This is a genomic window from Streptomyces sp. NPDC107500, from assembly GCF_055582785.1.
Genome location: NZ_JBVJPF010000006.1, coordinates 34,385 through 49,088, shown reverse-complemented (window position 1 = coordinate 49,088; position 14,704 = coordinate 34,385). Strand labels below are relative to the sequence as shown.

Annotated in this window: 13 protein-coding genes; 2 read left to right on the top strand and 11 right to left on the bottom strand. The window is 74.4% G+C overall.

What is annotated here, in order from left to right; translation table 11 throughout:
• Nucleotides 1–92 precede the first annotated feature (92 nt).
• From ACZ67M_RS23755 to ACZ67M_RS23720, 8 genes are all read right to left on the bottom strand, one after another.
• Nucleotides 93–1,052, bottom strand: coding sequence for a threonine/serine dehydratase (locus ACZ67M_RS23755; RefSeq protein ID WP_469853036.1), 960 nt, complete (start codon nucleotides 1,050–1,052; stop codon nucleotides 93–95).
• Nucleotides 1,053–1,060: 8 nt separating this feature from the next.
• A complete protein-coding gene (locus ACZ67M_RS23750) occupies nucleotides 1,061–1,738 on the bottom strand; it encodes an AIM24 family protein (protein ID WP_469852619.1) in 678 nt (225 codons plus the stop codon).
• Nucleotides 1,739–1,802: 64 nt separating this feature from the next.
• The gene (locus ACZ67M_RS23745; RefSeq protein ID WP_469852618.1) at nucleotides 1,803–3,107 is read right to left on the bottom strand and encodes a CAP domain-containing protein; all 1,305 of its coding nucleotides are present in this window, start codon (nucleotides 3,105–3,107) and stop codon (nucleotides 1,803–1,805) included.
• 124 nt (nucleotides 3,108–3,231) lie between these two features.
• Nucleotides 3,232–6,204 carry a helix-turn-helix transcriptional regulator gene (locus tag ACZ67M_RS23740; RefSeq protein ID WP_392237623.1) on the bottom strand — a complete coding sequence of 991 codons (2,973 nt, stop codon included), beginning with the start codon at nucleotides 6,202–6,204 and terminating at the stop codon, nucleotides 3,232–3,234.
• Nucleotides 6,205–6,325: 121 nt separating this feature from the next.
• On the bottom strand, nucleotides 6,326–6,679 hold the full coding sequence (locus tag ACZ67M_RS23735) for a UBP-type zinc finger domain-containing protein (protein ID WP_361356330.1): 354 nt from the start codon (nucleotides 6,677–6,679) through the stop codon (nucleotides 6,326–6,328).
• Nucleotides 6,676–8,148 (bottom strand): ATP-binding protein, encoded by a 1,473-nt coding sequence (locus tag ACZ67M_RS23730; RefSeq protein ID WP_361356332.1) that lies wholly within the window; start codon nucleotides 8,146–8,148, stop codon nucleotides 6,676–6,678. The genes ACZ67M_RS23735 and ACZ67M_RS23730 overlap by 4 nt, the downstream gene beginning before the upstream one ends.
• On the bottom strand, nucleotides 8,145–9,821 hold the full coding sequence (locus ACZ67M_RS23725) for an NAD(P)/FAD-dependent oxidoreductase (RefSeq protein WP_385802831.1): 1,677 nt from the start codon (nucleotides 9,819–9,821) through the stop codon (nucleotides 8,145–8,147). The genes ACZ67M_RS23730 and ACZ67M_RS23725 overlap by 4 nt, the downstream gene beginning before the upstream one ends.
• Before the next feature lie 94 nt (nucleotides 9,822–9,915).
• A complete protein-coding gene (locus tag ACZ67M_RS23720; protein ID WP_361356336.1) occupies nucleotides 9,916–10,284 on the bottom strand; it encodes a VOC family protein in 369 nt (122 codons plus the stop codon).
• Nucleotides 10,285–10,345: 61 nt separating this feature from the next.
• Between ACZ67M_RS23720 and ACZ67M_RS23715 the strand changes: the two genes are divergently transcribed.
• On the top strand, nucleotides 10,346–11,212 hold the full coding sequence (locus ACZ67M_RS23715) for a universal stress protein (RefSeq protein ID WP_361356338.1): 867 nt from the start codon (nucleotides 10,346–10,348) through the stop codon (nucleotides 11,210–11,212).
• A 26-nt stretch (nucleotides 11,213–11,238) separates the two neighbouring features.
• On the opposite strand, the gene ACZ67M_RS23710 is transcribed toward ACZ67M_RS23715, so the two are convergent.
• The 3 genes from ACZ67M_RS23710 to ACZ67M_RS23700 all read right to left on the bottom strand — a co-directional run bounded on the left by ACZ67M_RS23710 (nucleotide 11,239) and on the right by ACZ67M_RS23700 (nucleotide 13,932).
• Nucleotides 11,239–12,471: a DUF4032 domain-containing protein gene (locus ACZ67M_RS23710; RefSeq protein ID WP_392105010.1), complete on the bottom strand. Its 1,233-nt coding sequence runs from the start codon at nucleotides 12,469–12,471 to the stop codon at nucleotides 11,239–11,241.
• A gap of 9 nt (nucleotides 12,472–12,480) precedes the next feature.
• Nucleotides 12,481–13,227 (bottom strand): MBL fold metallo-hydrolase, encoded by a 747-nt coding sequence (locus ACZ67M_RS23705; RefSeq protein WP_361356340.1) that lies wholly within the window; start codon nucleotides 13,225–13,227, stop codon nucleotides 12,481–12,483.
• A 75-nt stretch (nucleotides 13,228–13,302) separates the two neighbouring features.
• Nucleotides 13,303–13,932, bottom strand: a complete 630-nt coding sequence (locus ACZ67M_RS23700) for an alpha-ketoglutarate-dependent dioxygenase AlkB (RefSeq protein WP_450730730.1) — start codon at nucleotides 13,930–13,932, stop codon at nucleotides 13,303–13,305.
• Between the two features lie 126 nt (nucleotides 13,933–14,058).
• Here ACZ67M_RS23700 and ACZ67M_RS23695 point away from each other — a divergent pair, with 126 nt between their 5' ends.
• On the top strand, nucleotides 14,059–14,682 hold the full coding sequence (locus ACZ67M_RS23695) for a TetR/AcrR family transcriptional regulator (protein ID WP_469852615.1): 624 nt from the start codon (nucleotides 14,059–14,061) through the stop codon (nucleotides 14,680–14,682).
• The last annotated feature ends 22 nt before the right edge of the window (nucleotides 14,683–14,704 follow it).

Below are 14,704 nucleotides of genomic sequence, written 5' to 3'. Positions count from 1 at the left end.
CGGACCGTCCGGCACCGGAATTCCTGTGCCCACCTGGGGGTAACCAGCGGTAAATACGGATCCGGTGCCGGAAATCGGTGCAGTAATCGGTGTCAGCGCAACCCGAACCGGTCCGCCCAGGACGCCATGTCGGCGGTCGTGGCATTGCCGCCGCACACCACCAGACCGAGCCGGGCGCCGTCCCCCACCCGCTCCACCACCCGCCGGGCGGCCGGCAGCAGGCACCCGGCCGCCGGTTCGGTCCACACCTTGGCGTGCTCCGCGAGCGCCAGCGATCCCTCGACGGCCTCCCGGTCCGACACCACCAGCACCTCGGTGACCAGCGCCGACACATGCTCGTACGTCACCTGCGAGACGGCCGGGGCGCTGAGTGTGGTGACGATCGACGACAGGGTCACGGGCAGCGGCCCGCCCGCCGCCAGCGCCCGGGACATCGCCTCGGCGCCCTCGGTCTCCACCCCCCACACCCGCAGCTCCGGCCGCCGCGCCCGCAGCGCCGCGGCCACGCCCGCGATCAGACCGCCGCCCCCGATGCTCACCAGCACGTCGGTGAGGTCCCCGGCGTCCTGCGCGAACTCCAGCCCGACGGTGCCCTGACCGGCGATCACCACCGGGTCGTCGAAGGGGTGGACCAGGGTCAGTCCCTCCTCGCACAGGCGCGTCACGAGCGCGAAGGCGCTGTCCATGCCGTCGGTGAGCCGCACCAGCGCGCCCGCCTCCTCGGCGATCTCGACGGAACGGGCCGGTGCCGTGCGCGGCATGACCACCGTCGCCTTCACGTCCAGGGCCGCGGCCATCACCGCCACGGCGATGCCGTGGTTGCCGCCGCTGACCGCGACGACCCCGACGGCCCGCTCGGCCTCGGTCAGCGACAGCAGCTTCGCCGTCGCGCCCCGCGCCTTGAACGAGCCGGTGCGCTGGAGCAGCTCCAGCTTCGCGGTGACCGGAACCCCGAGCAGTGCGGACAGCCCGGGGCTGGGCACGGTCGGGGTGCGGACGACATGTCCGGCGATCCGCTGGGCCGCGGCTTCGATCTCCGTGATCCCGATCAATGCGGTCATCAGTGCTGCTGCGCCTTCTGCGGTGTCGCTTCGCTCGGCCGGACGACGACGTGGCCCTCGCCCTGGAGCAGCAGCTGGACCGCCTCCCCGGAGCCGCCGCGCAGCATCGAGCCCATGGACTGCGAACGGTGCAGGGAGGTCTCGAGCCCCGCCGACCAGCCGACGATCGCGTCCGTGTCGACGTAGACCGGGTACTGCGGCGAGACCGGGATGACCAGCGGGCTGCCCTCGCACACCAGCCCCAGCCTGCCGTGTCCCGTGAAGACACTGTTGAACAGCCCGCCGCCGGCGATGCCCGAGCCCTTCACGGTGGCGATGCGGTACGACAACGAGGCGTCGAAGCACAGGACGTTGCGCCCGTTCACCGTGAACTCGTCGCCGGGCTCGACCTCCACGATGAAGCAGTTCTGCGCCTCGTGCGCGAACCAGGCCTCGCCCTGTCCGCGCACCGCCATCAGCGGCAGCCCCTCGCCGGTGACCGCGCGCTTGAGCATGCCGCCCACGCCCTGGCCCTTGCGTTCGAACTGGAGCCGGCCGCGGTAGGCGATCATCGCGCCCTGCCGGGCGAGCATCTCACCGTTCACCGAATAGCGGACGCACTTGGAGTTCTCGACGGTCATGCCCGGCGCGGAGGCGGGCTGCACCATGTGCTCACTGGAAAAGAGGTCACCCTTCATACCGGCATCCTGGCCCGGAGAGTGCCGTTCCGCCAAGATCGCGTGCCGAGTCCGTCCCGGGTGCTCAGCCGCCGAAGAGCTGGGTCCAGTAGGTGCCCGCCCGTCCGCCCCCGGCCAGGCCGACCCCGATGTGGGTGAAGTCGCCCTTGAGGATGTTGGCGCGGTGTCCGGGGCTGTTCATCCAGCCCTCGACCACGTCGGCCGCGGAGCGCTGCCCGCAGGCGATGTTCTCGCCGACCGTGCGCCGGGCGGCTCCCGCGGCGGCTGCCCGGTCCCAGGGCTTCCCGCCGTCGGGGTCCGTGTGGGCGTAGAAGTCGCGGGCCACCATGTCCGCGCTGTGCGCCTGCGCGGCCCGGGTCAGAGCGGCGTCGACGGCCAGCGGACGCAGTCCCGCCCCGGCCCGCTCCCGGTTGGTGAGGGCGACGACCTCCGCCGTGGTGCGGTCCAGCCCGTCCGGGGTGAGCGGCACCGCCCACAGCGCCGTCCAGTACGTGTCGCCGGAGGGGCCGCCGGTGGCGTGGCCCCAGCCGGCGTGCGTGAAGGCGGTGTCGTGCAGCGTGCGCCGGGTGCGTTCGGTGCCCAGGCAGTACGAGACGAACTCGGCGGGGGTGCGCGGGCCGGAGACCAGGTGCTCGCCGACGGTGAGGTAGGCGAACCCGGCGGAGACGACGCGCTGATGGACGGAGACGCCGTCCCGTGTCTCGACGCTCAGCGTGCCCGCGGCGGCCATCGCGGCGGCGTGCGCCCCGGCCGCGGAGACCAGCCGGGCGTCCGCGGTGACCGGCGGGGAACCGGCCGCCGTCCGGGCGGAGTTGACCAGGCCCAGGAAGCCGTCGGCGTCGGCGGGCGGCACGGGCGACTCGGCCTGCGCCCCATGCGGCCCGGGGGCGTCGTCGATCACGTCCACCCCGAAGTCCCGGGCGAGTCCGGCGAGTCCGTCGGCGTACCCCTGGCCCAGGGCGCGCAGTTTCCAGCGCTCGCCGCGCCGGTACAGCTCCGCGAGCAGCAGCACGGTCTCCTGCCCGGGGCGTGCGGGGGTGAACCGGGCCAGGGTCCGGCCGCCGGTGTCGGTGACGTGGAGGGCGGGGGAGGGGAGTGCGCTCAGGGCGGTCCCGGGGTCCGACGGGCTGACCACCACCGTCACCCGGCTCGCACCGGGCCGCAGCCGGGCCGGATCGACGGTGAGCGTGCCGCCGAGGAGCCGGGCGCCGGGTGCCTGCGGCTGGTTGTAGAAGACGAAGTCCCCGTCCCCGCCGACCTTTCCGCCGTCGTCCGTGACGAGCGCCGACACGTCGAAGGGGCCGGGCACCCGTATCTGCACGGGGCCGACGGGCAGAGGGACGTTGCCCCCGGGGACCAGCTCGCTCATCGTGCCGCCCTGTTTCGTCGTGCGCGCTCCGGGCGCGGGTAGGGGTGGGGGTACACGTACGGGTGTCGGTGCCGGGTCAACGTCCGCCGGGCGGCGGGGGTTCCCGGCGCCCGGGCCCGCCCGCTCAGTCCGACGACGCCGGCTCCGGGACGATCAGACCCTGCCGGTAGGCGATGGCGACCGCCTCGGTGCGGCCGGCCGCGTGCAGCTTGGCGAGGATGTTGGAGACGTGGACGCTCGCCGTCTTGGCGCTGATGAACAGCTCCTCGCCGATCCGGCGGTTGCTGTGGCCCAGCGCGAGCAGCCGCAGCACGTCCCGCTCCCGGGCGGTGAGCACCGCGGCCCCCGGCCCGCCGGCGGGCGCCGCGTCCGTGAGGCGGCCGCGGCGGGTCAGGTCGTCCAGCCGCTCGCGCAGCACCGTGGCGCCGAGCCGGTCCGCCTCCCGGCGTACCGCTTCGGCCTCGGTGGCCGCCTCCTCGCGGCGGCCGGCCGCCAGCAGGGCCTCCGCGAGGCGCAGCCGGCACCGGGCGCGCTCGTAGGTGTCACCGAAGGCGAACGCCGCCACCGTCCTCTCCCAGGACGCCGGGTCCGGCTCGGAACCGGTGGTCCGGATCCACTCCGCCTCGGCCCGCGCCAGCCAGGCCTGCCCCTCCGGGCCCTGGGGCGTTCCGTCCTCCCCATACCCGGCGGACGACCGCGCCTGCTCCACCAGTTCGGCCGCGGTCTGCGCCCAGCGGGCGGCGCCGGCCTCGTCCCCGGTCCTGCGCAGTTCCACCACGGTGTCGGCGACGGCGGAGAGGGCGAGGGCGGCGAGCCTGACGGTCGCGAGGGGCGGTGTGCCGGCGTCGTCGCTGAGCGCCTCGACGGTGGACCGCATCGACCGCACGGCGTCGGCCGCGTCCCCGCGCAGGGCCGCGTCGTCGGTCAGCACGATGCCCCCGACGAGCCGGGCCATCCAGTCGAACGGCCCCTTCAGCAGCTCCCGGGCGCGGTCGGCGGCCCCCGCATCGCCGCGCGCCAGAGCCACGTACAGCCCCGGACCGAGGGTGTGACCACCCCAGGCGGGCAGTGTCCCGCTGTGCTCCTCGGTGCCGCGTACGCACTCGTCCCAGTGCCCCAGCGTGTACTGCACCAGCAGCCGCAGGTACCGCATCTCCCGCGGATAGGGCGACGACAGCAGCCCGGAGCGGCGGGCCCGGTCCAGTCCCTCCGACGCCCGGGTCAGGCACTCCTCCAGGTCGCCGGACTCGAAGCCGCCGATGGCCAGGTTGAACAGGGCGCGCAGCTCCACCGGCGCGTTGCCCGCCCGCCGTGCCAGCTCCCGCGCCTCGAGCAGGCGCTCGCGGCCTTCCGGGGTGCTCCGGTTGCCGCCCTCCAGGCTGGTCAGGGAGATCAGGAGGTCGGCGCGGGCGTCGGTGATGTCCAGCTCCTCCGCCACTTCGAGGGCCCGGCGGGCCACGCGCAGCGCCGTCCCGTTCTCCCCGACCTGGCGGGCCGCCATCACATGGGTCGCCGCGGCCCACAGCCAGGTCGCCGACGGCGGCTCGGCGGGGATCAGGCCGAGCGCCTCGCTGCTGTGGGCGTACGCCGCCGACTGGTTGTCGACGCTGAGCAGGTTCCCGGCGAGCGTGTAGCGCACGCGGGCCGCCAGTTCCAGGTCGGCGTCCTGGCCGAGGCCGGCCAGCGCGGAACGGGTGAGGGAGACCGCCCGGTGCACCTCCCCGGCGTGCGCCGCGGCCGCCGAGGCGCGCAGCGTCAGCGTCACCGCGTCGGGTCCCGCGGGCCGCGCGGCGGCGTCGACCGCCGACCACAGGTCGAGGGCCGCCTCCACGTGCCGCAGCTCCTCGGCGGGCGCGCCGACGCGCTGCGCGTGGTCGGCGGCCTCCAGGGACGCGGTCAGCGCCTCGGGCAGGTCGTGGCTCTCGCGGTAGTGGTGGGCGCGTTCGGCCGCGCTGTCCGAGCGGCGGTCCGGCCCGGCGAGCAGCCGCGCGAACCCGCCGTGCAGCCGGGCCCGTTCCCCGGGGAGGAGATCGGCGTAGACCGCCTCCCGGGCCAGGGCGTGCCGGAACGAGTACGTGTCCCCGTCGCCGGAGACGAGCAGCTGCCGTTCCACGGCCTCGCGCAGCGCCGACTCCAGCTCCTCCTCGGGCAGCCCCACGGCGTCCCGCAGCAGATCGTGCCCCACCCGCCGCCCGGCGACCGCGGCGGTGCGCAGCACCTGCTGCGCCGTCTCCGACAGCTGCTCGAAGCGGATGAGCAGCACGTCGGCAAGGCCGCTGGGCACGCCGGCCGCGGGCGTGTCCGTGGCCGCCACCAGCTCCTCGGCGTAGAAGGCGTTGCCCTCGGCGCGTTCGACGATGCGGTGGACGGTGGTGTCCGGCAGCGGCCGGTCCCGCAGCGCGCGGACCAGCCGGGCGACGTCGGCGTCCGGCAGGGGGCGCAGCTCGAGACGCTCCACGGAGGGCAGCCGCACCAGCTCGGCCAGCAGCGGACGCAGCGGGTGGCGGCGGTGCAGGTCGTCCGCCCGGTACGAGGCGAGCACCGCGAGACGGTGGCCCGGGGCCCCGCCGGCCGGCCGCTGCAACACGCCCCGGCTGAGCAGGAACCTCAGCAGGTCCCGGGAGGACTGGTCGGCCCAGTGCAGGTCCTCCAGGACCAGCAGCAGCGGCGCGACGTCCGCCAGGTCGGTGAGCAGTGCGGCCACGCCCTCGAAGAGGCGCAGCCGCGACCGGTCCGCCGTGCCCCCGTCGTCCGGGCCGCCGCCGAGCAGCCGGTCGGCCACCGGGTGGGCGGCCAGCACGGCGGCGAACCGCTCGTCGGCGGCCAGCGCGCCGAGGATCTCGGTGAACGGCAGATAGGGCAGACCGACGTCGCCCAGGTCCACGCAGTGCCCGGTGAGCACGGTGGTCCCGGCCGCGGCGGCTCGGCCGGCGACCTCGCCCAGGGTCCGGGTCTTGCCCACCCCGGCGTCCCCGGCGACGAGCACCGCGCGGGCCTCCCCGGCACGGGCGCGCTCCAGGACGCCGGTGAGACGCGCGAGTTCGTCCTCGCGGCCGACGAGTGGGCTGGTGAGTGAGGTCTGCGGCACGCCGCCCATCCTGACACGCGGGCCCGACGGCGCCGCCCGTCCCGTGGGACCGGGATCGCCCGGACCGGACCCCGGGACTGCCCGACGGTCCGCACCGGTCCCGGGGCCCGCCGGACCGGTCCGCGCGCGGTCAGCGCCGCAGCGTGGCGGCCCAGTCCGCCGGAACCCGGCCGGCCGGTCCGGGCGCCGGCTGGTCCTCGGGGTGGCTGGACGGCGGGGCGAGGCCCGGACCGGACTCGCGCACCTCGCCGGCCGCGTAGTCCCAGTACCACTCCTCGCCCGGCTCGAAGCTCTGCACCAAGGGGTGCCCGGTGGCCGTGTAGTGCCCGGTGGCGTGCTGCCCCGGCGAGCTGTCGCAGCACCCGACATGGCCGCAGCTCGCGCAGCGCCGCAGATGGAACCACCAGCCGCCCGCCGAGTCGCACTCGGCGCAGCCGCTGCCGCTCGGCGGGACGGTGGGGTCGATTCCGGTGTCGCTGGTCATGCCGTCTCCTCTCGTGCCGTCTCCTCGGTCGGATCGGGCTCGGCGGCGGTGAGCGGCAGGAGCACCTGGAAACGGGTGTCGCCCGGCTCGGACTCCACCTGGAGCGCGCCGTGGTGCTTGTTGACCACGATCCGCCAGGAGATGTCCAGGCCGAGCCCGGTGCCCTCGCCCACCGGTTTGGTGGTGAAGAACGGGTCGAAGATGCGCTCCCGGATCTCCGGTGCGATCCCGGTGCCGGTGTCGCGGAACTCCACGAGCAGCCGGTCGTGGTGGAGGGCGGTCCGCACCGTCAGCGTGCCGGCGCCGCCCGCGCCGTTCACCGCGGCGACCGCGTTGTCGATCAGGTTGGTCCACACCTGGTTCAGCTCCGCCGGGTACGCCGGGACCTTCGGCACCGTGCGGTCGTACTCCTTGACGACCTCGATGCGGGGGCCGATCTTGCCCGACAGCATCAGCAGGGTGCTGTCCAGGAGTTCGTGGACGTCGACGGTGCGGTAGGGCGCCCGGTCGAGCTGCGCGTACTGCTTGGCGGCGTCGACGAGGTGGGAGACCCGGGCGGTGGAGTCCGCGATCTCGTTCATCAGCAGCTCGGTCTCGACGGTGTAGTTGAGCCAGCCGACCGCTCCCGCGAGGATCTCCTCGTCCACCGCCGCCGCGACCTGCTCCAGCCAGTCGGTGTCCAGACCGGCCTGCACGAAGGTCGGGGCGAGCTGCCAGCCGTGGTCGATGCCGTGGTCCTCCAGCCAGTCGGTGAGGGCGTCCTCCCGGTCGGCGGCCTCCAGCGGGCTGAGCGACGGCGCCTTGGCGACCCGCTCGGCCGTGCGCTCCTGGATCTCGATGAGCCCCGCCAGCGCGTCCCGGGAGAACGGGCCCTCGGCGATCACGGCCAGCTTGTGCCGCATCTTCGCCACCCGCTCCCGCAGCGTCGAGGTGGCCCGCACGGCGGCGGCCGCCGGGTTGTTCAGCTCGTGCGTGAGACCGGCCGACAGCGAGCCCAGGGCCAGCAGCCGCTCGCGCTGCCCGACCGCGCGCTGCGTGCTCTTGGACCCGAAGAAGAGCCCCTCCAGCAGGTGCACCGCCATCGGGAACCACTCCCGCATGACGGCCGCGAACGTCTCGGCGGGCAGCACGAAGAACCGCGTCGGCTCCGTGACCCGCATGGAGTTGTTGTAGACCTGCGGCAGCCGGTCACCCACGTACGCCTGCATCGCGCCCGCGTACACGCCGCGCTGCGAGGTGCGGTTGGTCTCCACGTCGTCGGCGCCGACCCGGCGGGAGAGGACGACGGTGCCCTCGAGCATCACGTAGAAGCAGGTCGCGTCCTCGCCCTCGGTGTACACCGGGCCGGGCTCGAACACCTCGACCCGCCCCTCCGCGCACAGCCGGCCCAGCTGCTCGGGCGACAGCTTCTCGAACAGGAACAGCTTCCCGATCTCCTCGGGGGCGCACGGCGCCGGCCGCCCGCTCACGACTGCTCCAGGTACCGGTGGACGAGCATCACGGCCATGGCTCCCTCTCCGACTGCGGACGCGACCCGTTTCGCGGACTCGGCGCGGGCGTCGCCCGCCACGAACACGCCCGGGACGCTGGTCTCCAGGTGGTACGGCGGGCGGTCCAGCTCCCACTGCGCCGGCGGCCGCCCGTCCACGGTGAGGTCGGGCCCGGCGAGGATGAACCCGCGCTGGTCCCGCAGCACCGTCCCGTCCAGCCAGTCGGTCAGCGGCGCCGCGCCGATGAACACGAACAGCCACTGCGCGTCGACCTCTTCGGTGCCGCCGGCCTCCGCGTCGCGCAGCGTCAGCCGCTCCAGCCGGCCGTCGCCCCGCGCGCCCTCGACCACGGTGCCGCAGCGCACGTGGATGTTGGGGGTCTCCTCGATCTGCTGGACCAGGTAGTGCGACATCGACGCCGCCAGCGAGCCGCCGCGCACCAGCAGCGTCACCGACTTGGCGCCCCGTGCGAGGTACATCGCCGCCTGCCCCGCCGAGTTGGCGCCGCCGACGATGTACACGTCGTGGCCCTGGCAGGAGGCGGCCTCGGTCAGCGCCGAACCGTAGAACACGCCGCAGCCGGTCAGTTCGTCCGTGCCCGGCGCCGCGAGCTGCCGGTAGGACACGCCGGTCGCCAGGATCACGCTGTGCGCGGCGATCGCCGAGCCGTCCGAGAAGCGCACGACCCGCGCGGCCCCGTTGGCCTCCAGGCCGGTCACCTCCCGCGCGGTGAGGATCTCGGCGCCGAACTTCGCCGCCTGCCGCCGGGCCCGCTCGGTGAGCTGCCCGCCGGAGACGCCGTCGGGAAAGCCGAGGTAGTTCTCGATGCGGGAGCTCTGCCCGGCCTGGCCGCCGGTCGCCGACCGCTCCACCAGCACCGTCCGCAGCCCCTCCGAGGCCCCGTACACGGCCGCTCCCAGCCCGGCCGGGCCGCCGCCGATCACCACCAGGTCGTAGAAGTCCGAGGTCGGGGTCGTCGCCAGGCCCACGTGCGCGGCGAGGTCGGGCGCCTCCGGCTCCACCAGCGGCGTCCCGTCCGGTGTGATCACCACCGGCAGCCGCTGCCCGTCCTGCCCGGCCGCCGACAGCAGGCGGCGCCCCTCCGGGGTGTCGGACGCGTACCAGCGGTACGGCACCTGGTTGCGGGCCAGGAACTCGCGGACCTCCGAGGACCGCGCCGACCAGCGGTGCCCGACGACCTTGGTGCTGGGCACCGGCCGGTGGTCGCCAGTGCGCCAGGCCTGGAGCAGGTCGTCCACGACCGGGTACAGCTTCTCCTCGGGCGGGTCCCACGGCTTGAGCAGGTAGTGGTCCAGGTCGACGACGTTGATCGCGTCGATCGCCGCGCCGGTGTCCGCGTACGCCGTCAGCAGCACCCGCCGGGCGCCCGGATAGATGTCCAGGGCCTGCTCCAGGAACTCGATGCCGTTCATCTGCGGCATCCGGTAGTCGGCGAGGAGCACCGCCACCAGGTCGCCGCGCAGCTTCAGTTCCCGCAGCGCCTGGAGAGCCGACTCGCCGGACTCCGCGCGCACGATGCGGTACGTGGCGCCGTAGCGCCGCCGCAGGTCACGGGCGACGGCACGGGAGACTCCCGGGTCGTCGTCCACGGTCATGATGACGGTCCGCGTCGCCCCGTCGTCCTGTGCCATGCGTCCCCCACGTCGAGCGGCCGGATTCACGGCACGGCGTCCCCGTCACCGCACCGGCCTGCAGCCCATCGTATGTTCGATCGCCGCACCTCGCTCAGGCAGCCGGGCTCCCGCCGCGGGGGCCGAGCACGCAGAACTCGTTGCCCTCCGGGTCGGCCAGCACCACCCACGGGACCTCCTCGCCCTGGCCCACGTCGGCGTGGCGCGCCCCCAGCTCCAGCAGGCGGGCCACCTCGGCCGCCTGGTCCACGGGCCGGAAGTCGAGGTGCAGCCGGTTCTTCCCCGCCCTGCCCTCCGGCACCCGGCCGAAGAGCAGTCCCGGCAGCCGGTCCGGCTCCGGACGGATCTCGTACTCGTCGGGGGAGTCGTCCACCACCACCCAGCCCAGCGCCCGGGCCCACCAGCGCCCGAGGGCCTCGGGGTCGGCCGCGTCGACCACCACCTGCTCCCACTCCAATGGCATGCGGACATCGTAGGGAAGACTGGGGCCCATGGACGTCACCGCGACACAGGGAGGGACCCGTATGACGCGCCCGATCACGGCAGGCGTGGACGGCTCGGAGGAGAGCCTGGCCGCACTGGACTGGGCCGCGAGGGAGGCGGTGCGCCGGGAGGCGGCGCTGCACGTCGTGCACGCCTGGCAGGTCCGGGACGGCGGCGAGGGGGACCGGGACGCGCAGGAGCGGTGGGTGCGGGACGCGGTCGCCGAGCCGGTCCGGGCCATCACCGAGCGGCACCCGGAGCTGACGGTGTCCACGGAGGTCCGTGAGGCCGACGACCCCGTCGCCGTACTGCTCGCCGCCGCGGCCGACGCCGAGACGCTGGTGCTCGGCTCGCGCGGCCACGGGGCGGTCGTCGGCTTCCTGCTCGGCTCCGTCGGCCGCCAGGTGATCGCCGAGGCGACCCGGCCCGTCGTCCTCGTGCGCGCCGGTGACGAGGCCGCGGGTGAGGCCGCCGGCCGCGAGGTCGTCGTCGGCCAGCAGGGCGAGCCCGAGGACAGCGCCGACGTGATCGGGTACGCCTTCGAGGCGGCCGCCGCGCGCGGCGCCACCGTGCGTGCCGTGCGGGCCTGGGCCCTGCCGACGGTCTTCACCTACAGCCCCGGCTCGATGGCGCTCGCCGACGAGGCCGGCGGGCTGGAGCAGTACGAGCGGAAGGCGCTGGGCGAGGCGCTCGGTCCCTGGCGCGAGCGCTTCCCGGACGTGCCCGTGGTGGAGCACGTGGAGATGGGCAGCGCCGGCCAGGTGCTGCTGTCGGTGGCGGCGAACGCCCAGCTGATGGTCGTGGGCCGCCGCGCCCGCCGTACGGCCGTCGGTGCCCGGATCGGCTCGGTGGCGCACGGTGTGCTGCACCACGCGGGCTGCCCGGTGGCGGTGGTCCCGCACACCTGAGACCGCGCGCGGGGCGGCCCGGGAGGTCAGTCCGACATGGGCTGAAGGGTCTCCCGGGCCTTGGGCAGGATGTTGACGAGGTAGTCCTCGACGACCGTGTCCAGGCCGATGTCGTGCTGGGCCCGCTCGGAGAGGTACCAGCGGTGTTCGAGCAGCTCGTGGTAGATCTCGGCCGGGTCCATCGAGCCCCGCAGGTCCGGCGGCACGGCGCGCACGGTGGGCCGGAAGACCTCGCGCACCCAGCGGTGGGCGAGGACTTCCGGGCGGGCGCCGAGAGGGTCGCCCGGGGCGTAGTCGTCCTGGGTGGCCATCCAGCTCTCCAGGTCGTTCAGCAGCCGCCTGGCCTGGTTCTCCTCGGCGTCCAGGCCGGTCAGCCGCAGCAGCTGGCGCTGGTGGTGGCCGGCGTCGACGACCTTGGGCACGAAGGTGACCGTGTCGCCGTTGGAGGCGTGCTCTATCTGCATCTCGGCCACGTCGAAACCGAGGTCGTTCAGGCGCCGGATCCGGCGTTCGATGTAGTGGTACTTGCCCGCCGGGTACACCGAGGTGCGGGTCAGTTCCTCCCACAGCGTCCGGTAGCGGGCGCAGATCTCGGTGCCGAAGTCGATCGGGTCGACGGACGGGTGCAGCGCCCCGGAGGCCTCCAGGTCGAGCAGCTCGCCGCTGATGTTCACCCGGGCCAGGTCGAGGTCGTAGTCGCGCTGACCGGGGCTGAGCCGGGGGTGCAGGTCGCCGGTCTCGGCGTCGACCAGGTACGCGGCGTAGGCGCCCGCGTCGCGGCGGAAGAGCGTGTTGGACAGCGAGCAGTCGCCCCAGGCGAACCCCGCCAGGTGCAGCCGAACCAGCAGTACGGCCAGGGCGTCCATCAGACGGTGCATGGTCGCCGGGCGCAGCGTGGTCTCGAACATGGACCGGTACGGCAGCGAGCCGCCGAGGTGCCGGGTGACGAGCACCGGTTCCAGTTCCTCGCCGGTGGTGCCGGTGCGGCCGGTCACCACGGCCAGCGCGTCCACGGCGGGGATGGCGAGCCGGTCCAGGTCGCGCAGCAGCTGGTACTCGCGCAGCGCCGGCCGTTCGGCCAGTTCCTTGACGGCGATGACCTCGTCCCCGGCGCGGGCGTAGCGGACGACGTGCCGGGAGATGCCGCGCGGCAGTGGCACGAGGTACTCCTCGGGCCACTGCTCCAGCGGCAGCTGCCACGGCAGTTCGAGCAGGAGCGCGGGGTGCTCCGGATTGGTGGCGCTGATCTGCAAGGCCATGCCAAGACTCTAAGCGGCGCGTTCCCGGGCCAATAGCGCGGCTTCCTTGACGCTGCCGCGGTGGACGGGCCCGTGCCCGGGGAGCAGGACGTCGCCGTCGAGTCCGGCGAGGATCCCGAGGGAGGCCAGGGTGCCCGCCCGGTCGTGGTGGAACATGTCGGGCAGCAGCTGCGGCCCCCGGGTCCTGGCCGTGGCGTGCCCGCTGACCAGCGCGTCCCCCGAGATCACCACCCCGGCGTCCGGCAGGTGGTAGGCGCAGTGCCCGTCCGTGTGCCCGGGGGTGTGCACCGGTACCGGCCGCCCGGGCAGGTCCAGCGCGCCGTCCGACGGGAAGGGCGCGGGCGTGGTCACCGGATGCCGCTCGGTGCCGCCGGAGCGCAGCACGTGCACCATCCAGGGCAGCACGCCCGGCCGCCAGCCGTTGCGCAGGACCGTGCCGACCGACACCTGCTGGAGGAAGTCCCGCCGGGCGTGCGGCACTTCGGCCTCGTGCAGCAGGACCGGGGTGCCGTGGGCGGCGCGCAGGTACTCGGCGGAGCCCAGGTGGTCGTTGTGCGCGTGGGTGATCAGTACGGCCGAGACCGCCTCGGGTGAACCGCCCACCGCGGCCAGGGAGTCGAGCAGCTGCCGCCGGTCTCCGGGGTAGCCGGTGTCGACCAGGGTCACCGCGTCGCCGTCGGTGAGGATCACCCAGTTGGTGTGCGAACCGTGCACCAGGTAGGTGCCGTCGGCCACTTGTCGTACGTCCGCGCCCATGGGGTCTCCCGCGTTCCGTTTCCGCTCTGCCCGCACCAGCCAAGCAGACCCGGCACGGTGACGGCCGTCCGCCCCTCAGCGCACGCCGTGCGGCCGGAACTGGACGCTGATGCGCGGGCCCGCGGCACGGGTGCTCTTCGGGACGCAGTGCTCCCAGGTGCGCTGGCAGGAGCCGCCCATCACGATCAGGTCGCCGTGGCCGAGCGGGCGGCGCACGGTCTCGCCGCCCCCGCCCGCCGGGCGCAGCAGCAGATCCCGGGGCGCGCCGACCGAGAGGATGGCGACCATCGTGTCCTGGCGCGCGCCGCGTCCGATCCGGTCGCCGTGCCAGGCGACGCTGTCCCGGCCGTCGCGGTAGTGGCACAGCCCGGCCGTGGTGAACGGCTCGCCCAGCTCGTCGGCGTAGTGCGCGGAGAGGGCGTCGCGGGCCTCGGTCAGCAGGGGGTGCGGCAGCGGGTCGCCGGCGCCGTAGAAGGCGAGCAGCCGGGGTACGTCGACGACCCGTTCGTACATGGCACGCCGCTCCGCGCGCCACGGGACCTCGGCGGCCAGGTGCTGGAACAGCGCGTCGGCCCCGTGCAGCCAGCCCGGGAGCAGGTCGATCCAGGCACCTGCCCCGAGGTGGGTGCGGCGCAGTCCGTCCAGCGGGCCGAGCCGGACCTCGTCGGTCTGGTCGAAGAGTGAGCCCTGGAGGTGCGTGGTCATGGGACCAGCGTACTCCTTATTCGAATGTGCGTTCTAAGTATGTGCGCGAGCGGGCGTCCGGGGGCTGTCGGATACACAGGTGTATCCGATACATTCACGCATCGAACGGCGGAAGGGGCCGGGCCGATGGCGGTGAAGGCGACGACCGGGCGGGTGACCAGGCGGCGCGTGCGCACCCGCGCGAACCTCCTGGACGCGGCGTTCGCGGTGTTCGCGGCCAAGGGCTTCGGCCGGGTCTCGATCGAGGAGGTCTGCGAGGCGGCCGGGTACAGCCGGGGTGCCTTCTACTCCAACTTCGACACCCTCGACGAACTGTTCTTCGCCCTCTACCGGGACCGGGCCGACCTGATCGCGGAGCAGGTGGCCGGCGCCCTCGCCCAGGACGGGCCCGGCCTGGACGTGCCCGCCGCCGTGGACCGCGTCACCGAGGTGCTGCTCCTGGACCGGGACTGGCTCCTGGTGAAGACGGACTTCCTGGTGCACGCCGCCCGCGACCCGGAGGTCGCCGGGGTCCTGCTGGAACACCGGGCCCGCCTCCGGCGCGCGATCGCCGACCGGCTGGCCCGGGCCCGCGGACACACCGCCCTGCCCGCCGTGCTGGGCGACGCCGAGGGCGCCGCGCACGCGGTCGTCGCCGCGTACGACGGGGTCACCACCCAGCTCCTCCTCGACCGGGACGTCGAGCACGCTCGGGCCTGGCTGGGACAACTGCTCACCGCGCTGCTCACCGACGGCAGCGCTCGTCAATGACAGAGCCACCAAGGACAAGGAA

Excerpts from the sequence above, each read along its gene's own strand:
- ACZ67M_RS23750 (WP_469852619.1), bottom strand. The coding sequence starts at position 1,738 with ATGAAGGGTGACCTCTTTTCCAGTGAGCACATGGTGCAGCCCGCCTCC.
- ACZ67M_RS23745 (WP_469852618.1), bottom strand. The coding sequence starts at position 3,107 with ATGAGCGAGCTGGTCCCCGGGGGCAACGTCCCTCTGCCCGTCGGCCCC.
- ACZ67M_RS23740 (WP_392237623.1), bottom strand. The coding sequence starts at position 6,204 with ATGGGCGGCGTGCCGCAGACCTCACTCACCAGCCCACTCGTCGGCCGC.
- ACZ67M_RS23735 (WP_361356330.1), bottom strand. The coding sequence starts at position 6,679 with ATGACCAGCGACACCGGAATCGACCCCACCGTCCCGCCGAGCGGCAGC.
- ACZ67M_RS23725 (WP_385802831.1), bottom strand. The coding sequence starts at position 9,821 with ATGGCACAGGACGACGGGGCGACGCGGACCGTCATCATGACCGTGGAC.
- ACZ67M_RS23720 (WP_361356336.1), bottom strand. The coding sequence starts at position 10,284 with ATGCCATTGGAGTGGGAGCAGGTGGTGGTCGACGCGGCCGACCCCGAG.
- ACZ67M_RS23715 (WP_361356338.1), top strand. The coding sequence starts at position 10,346 with ATGACGCGCCCGATCACGGCAGGCGTGGACGGCTCGGAGGAGAGCCTG.
- ACZ67M_RS23710 (WP_392105010.1), bottom strand. The coding sequence starts at position 12,471 with ATGGCCTTGCAGATCAGCGCCACCAATCCGGAGCACCCCGCGCTCCTG.
- ACZ67M_RS23705 (WP_361356340.1), bottom strand. The coding sequence starts at position 13,227 with ATGGGCGCGGACGTACGACAAGTGGCCGACGGCACCTACCTGGTGCAC.
- ACZ67M_RS23700 (WP_450730730.1), bottom strand. The coding sequence starts at position 13,932 with ATGACCACGCACCTCCAGGGCTCACTCTTCGACCAGACCGACGAGGTC.
- ACZ67M_RS23695 (WP_469852615.1), top strand. The coding sequence starts at position 14,059 with ATGGCGGTGAAGGCGACGACCGGGCGGGTGACCAGGCGGCGCGTGCGC.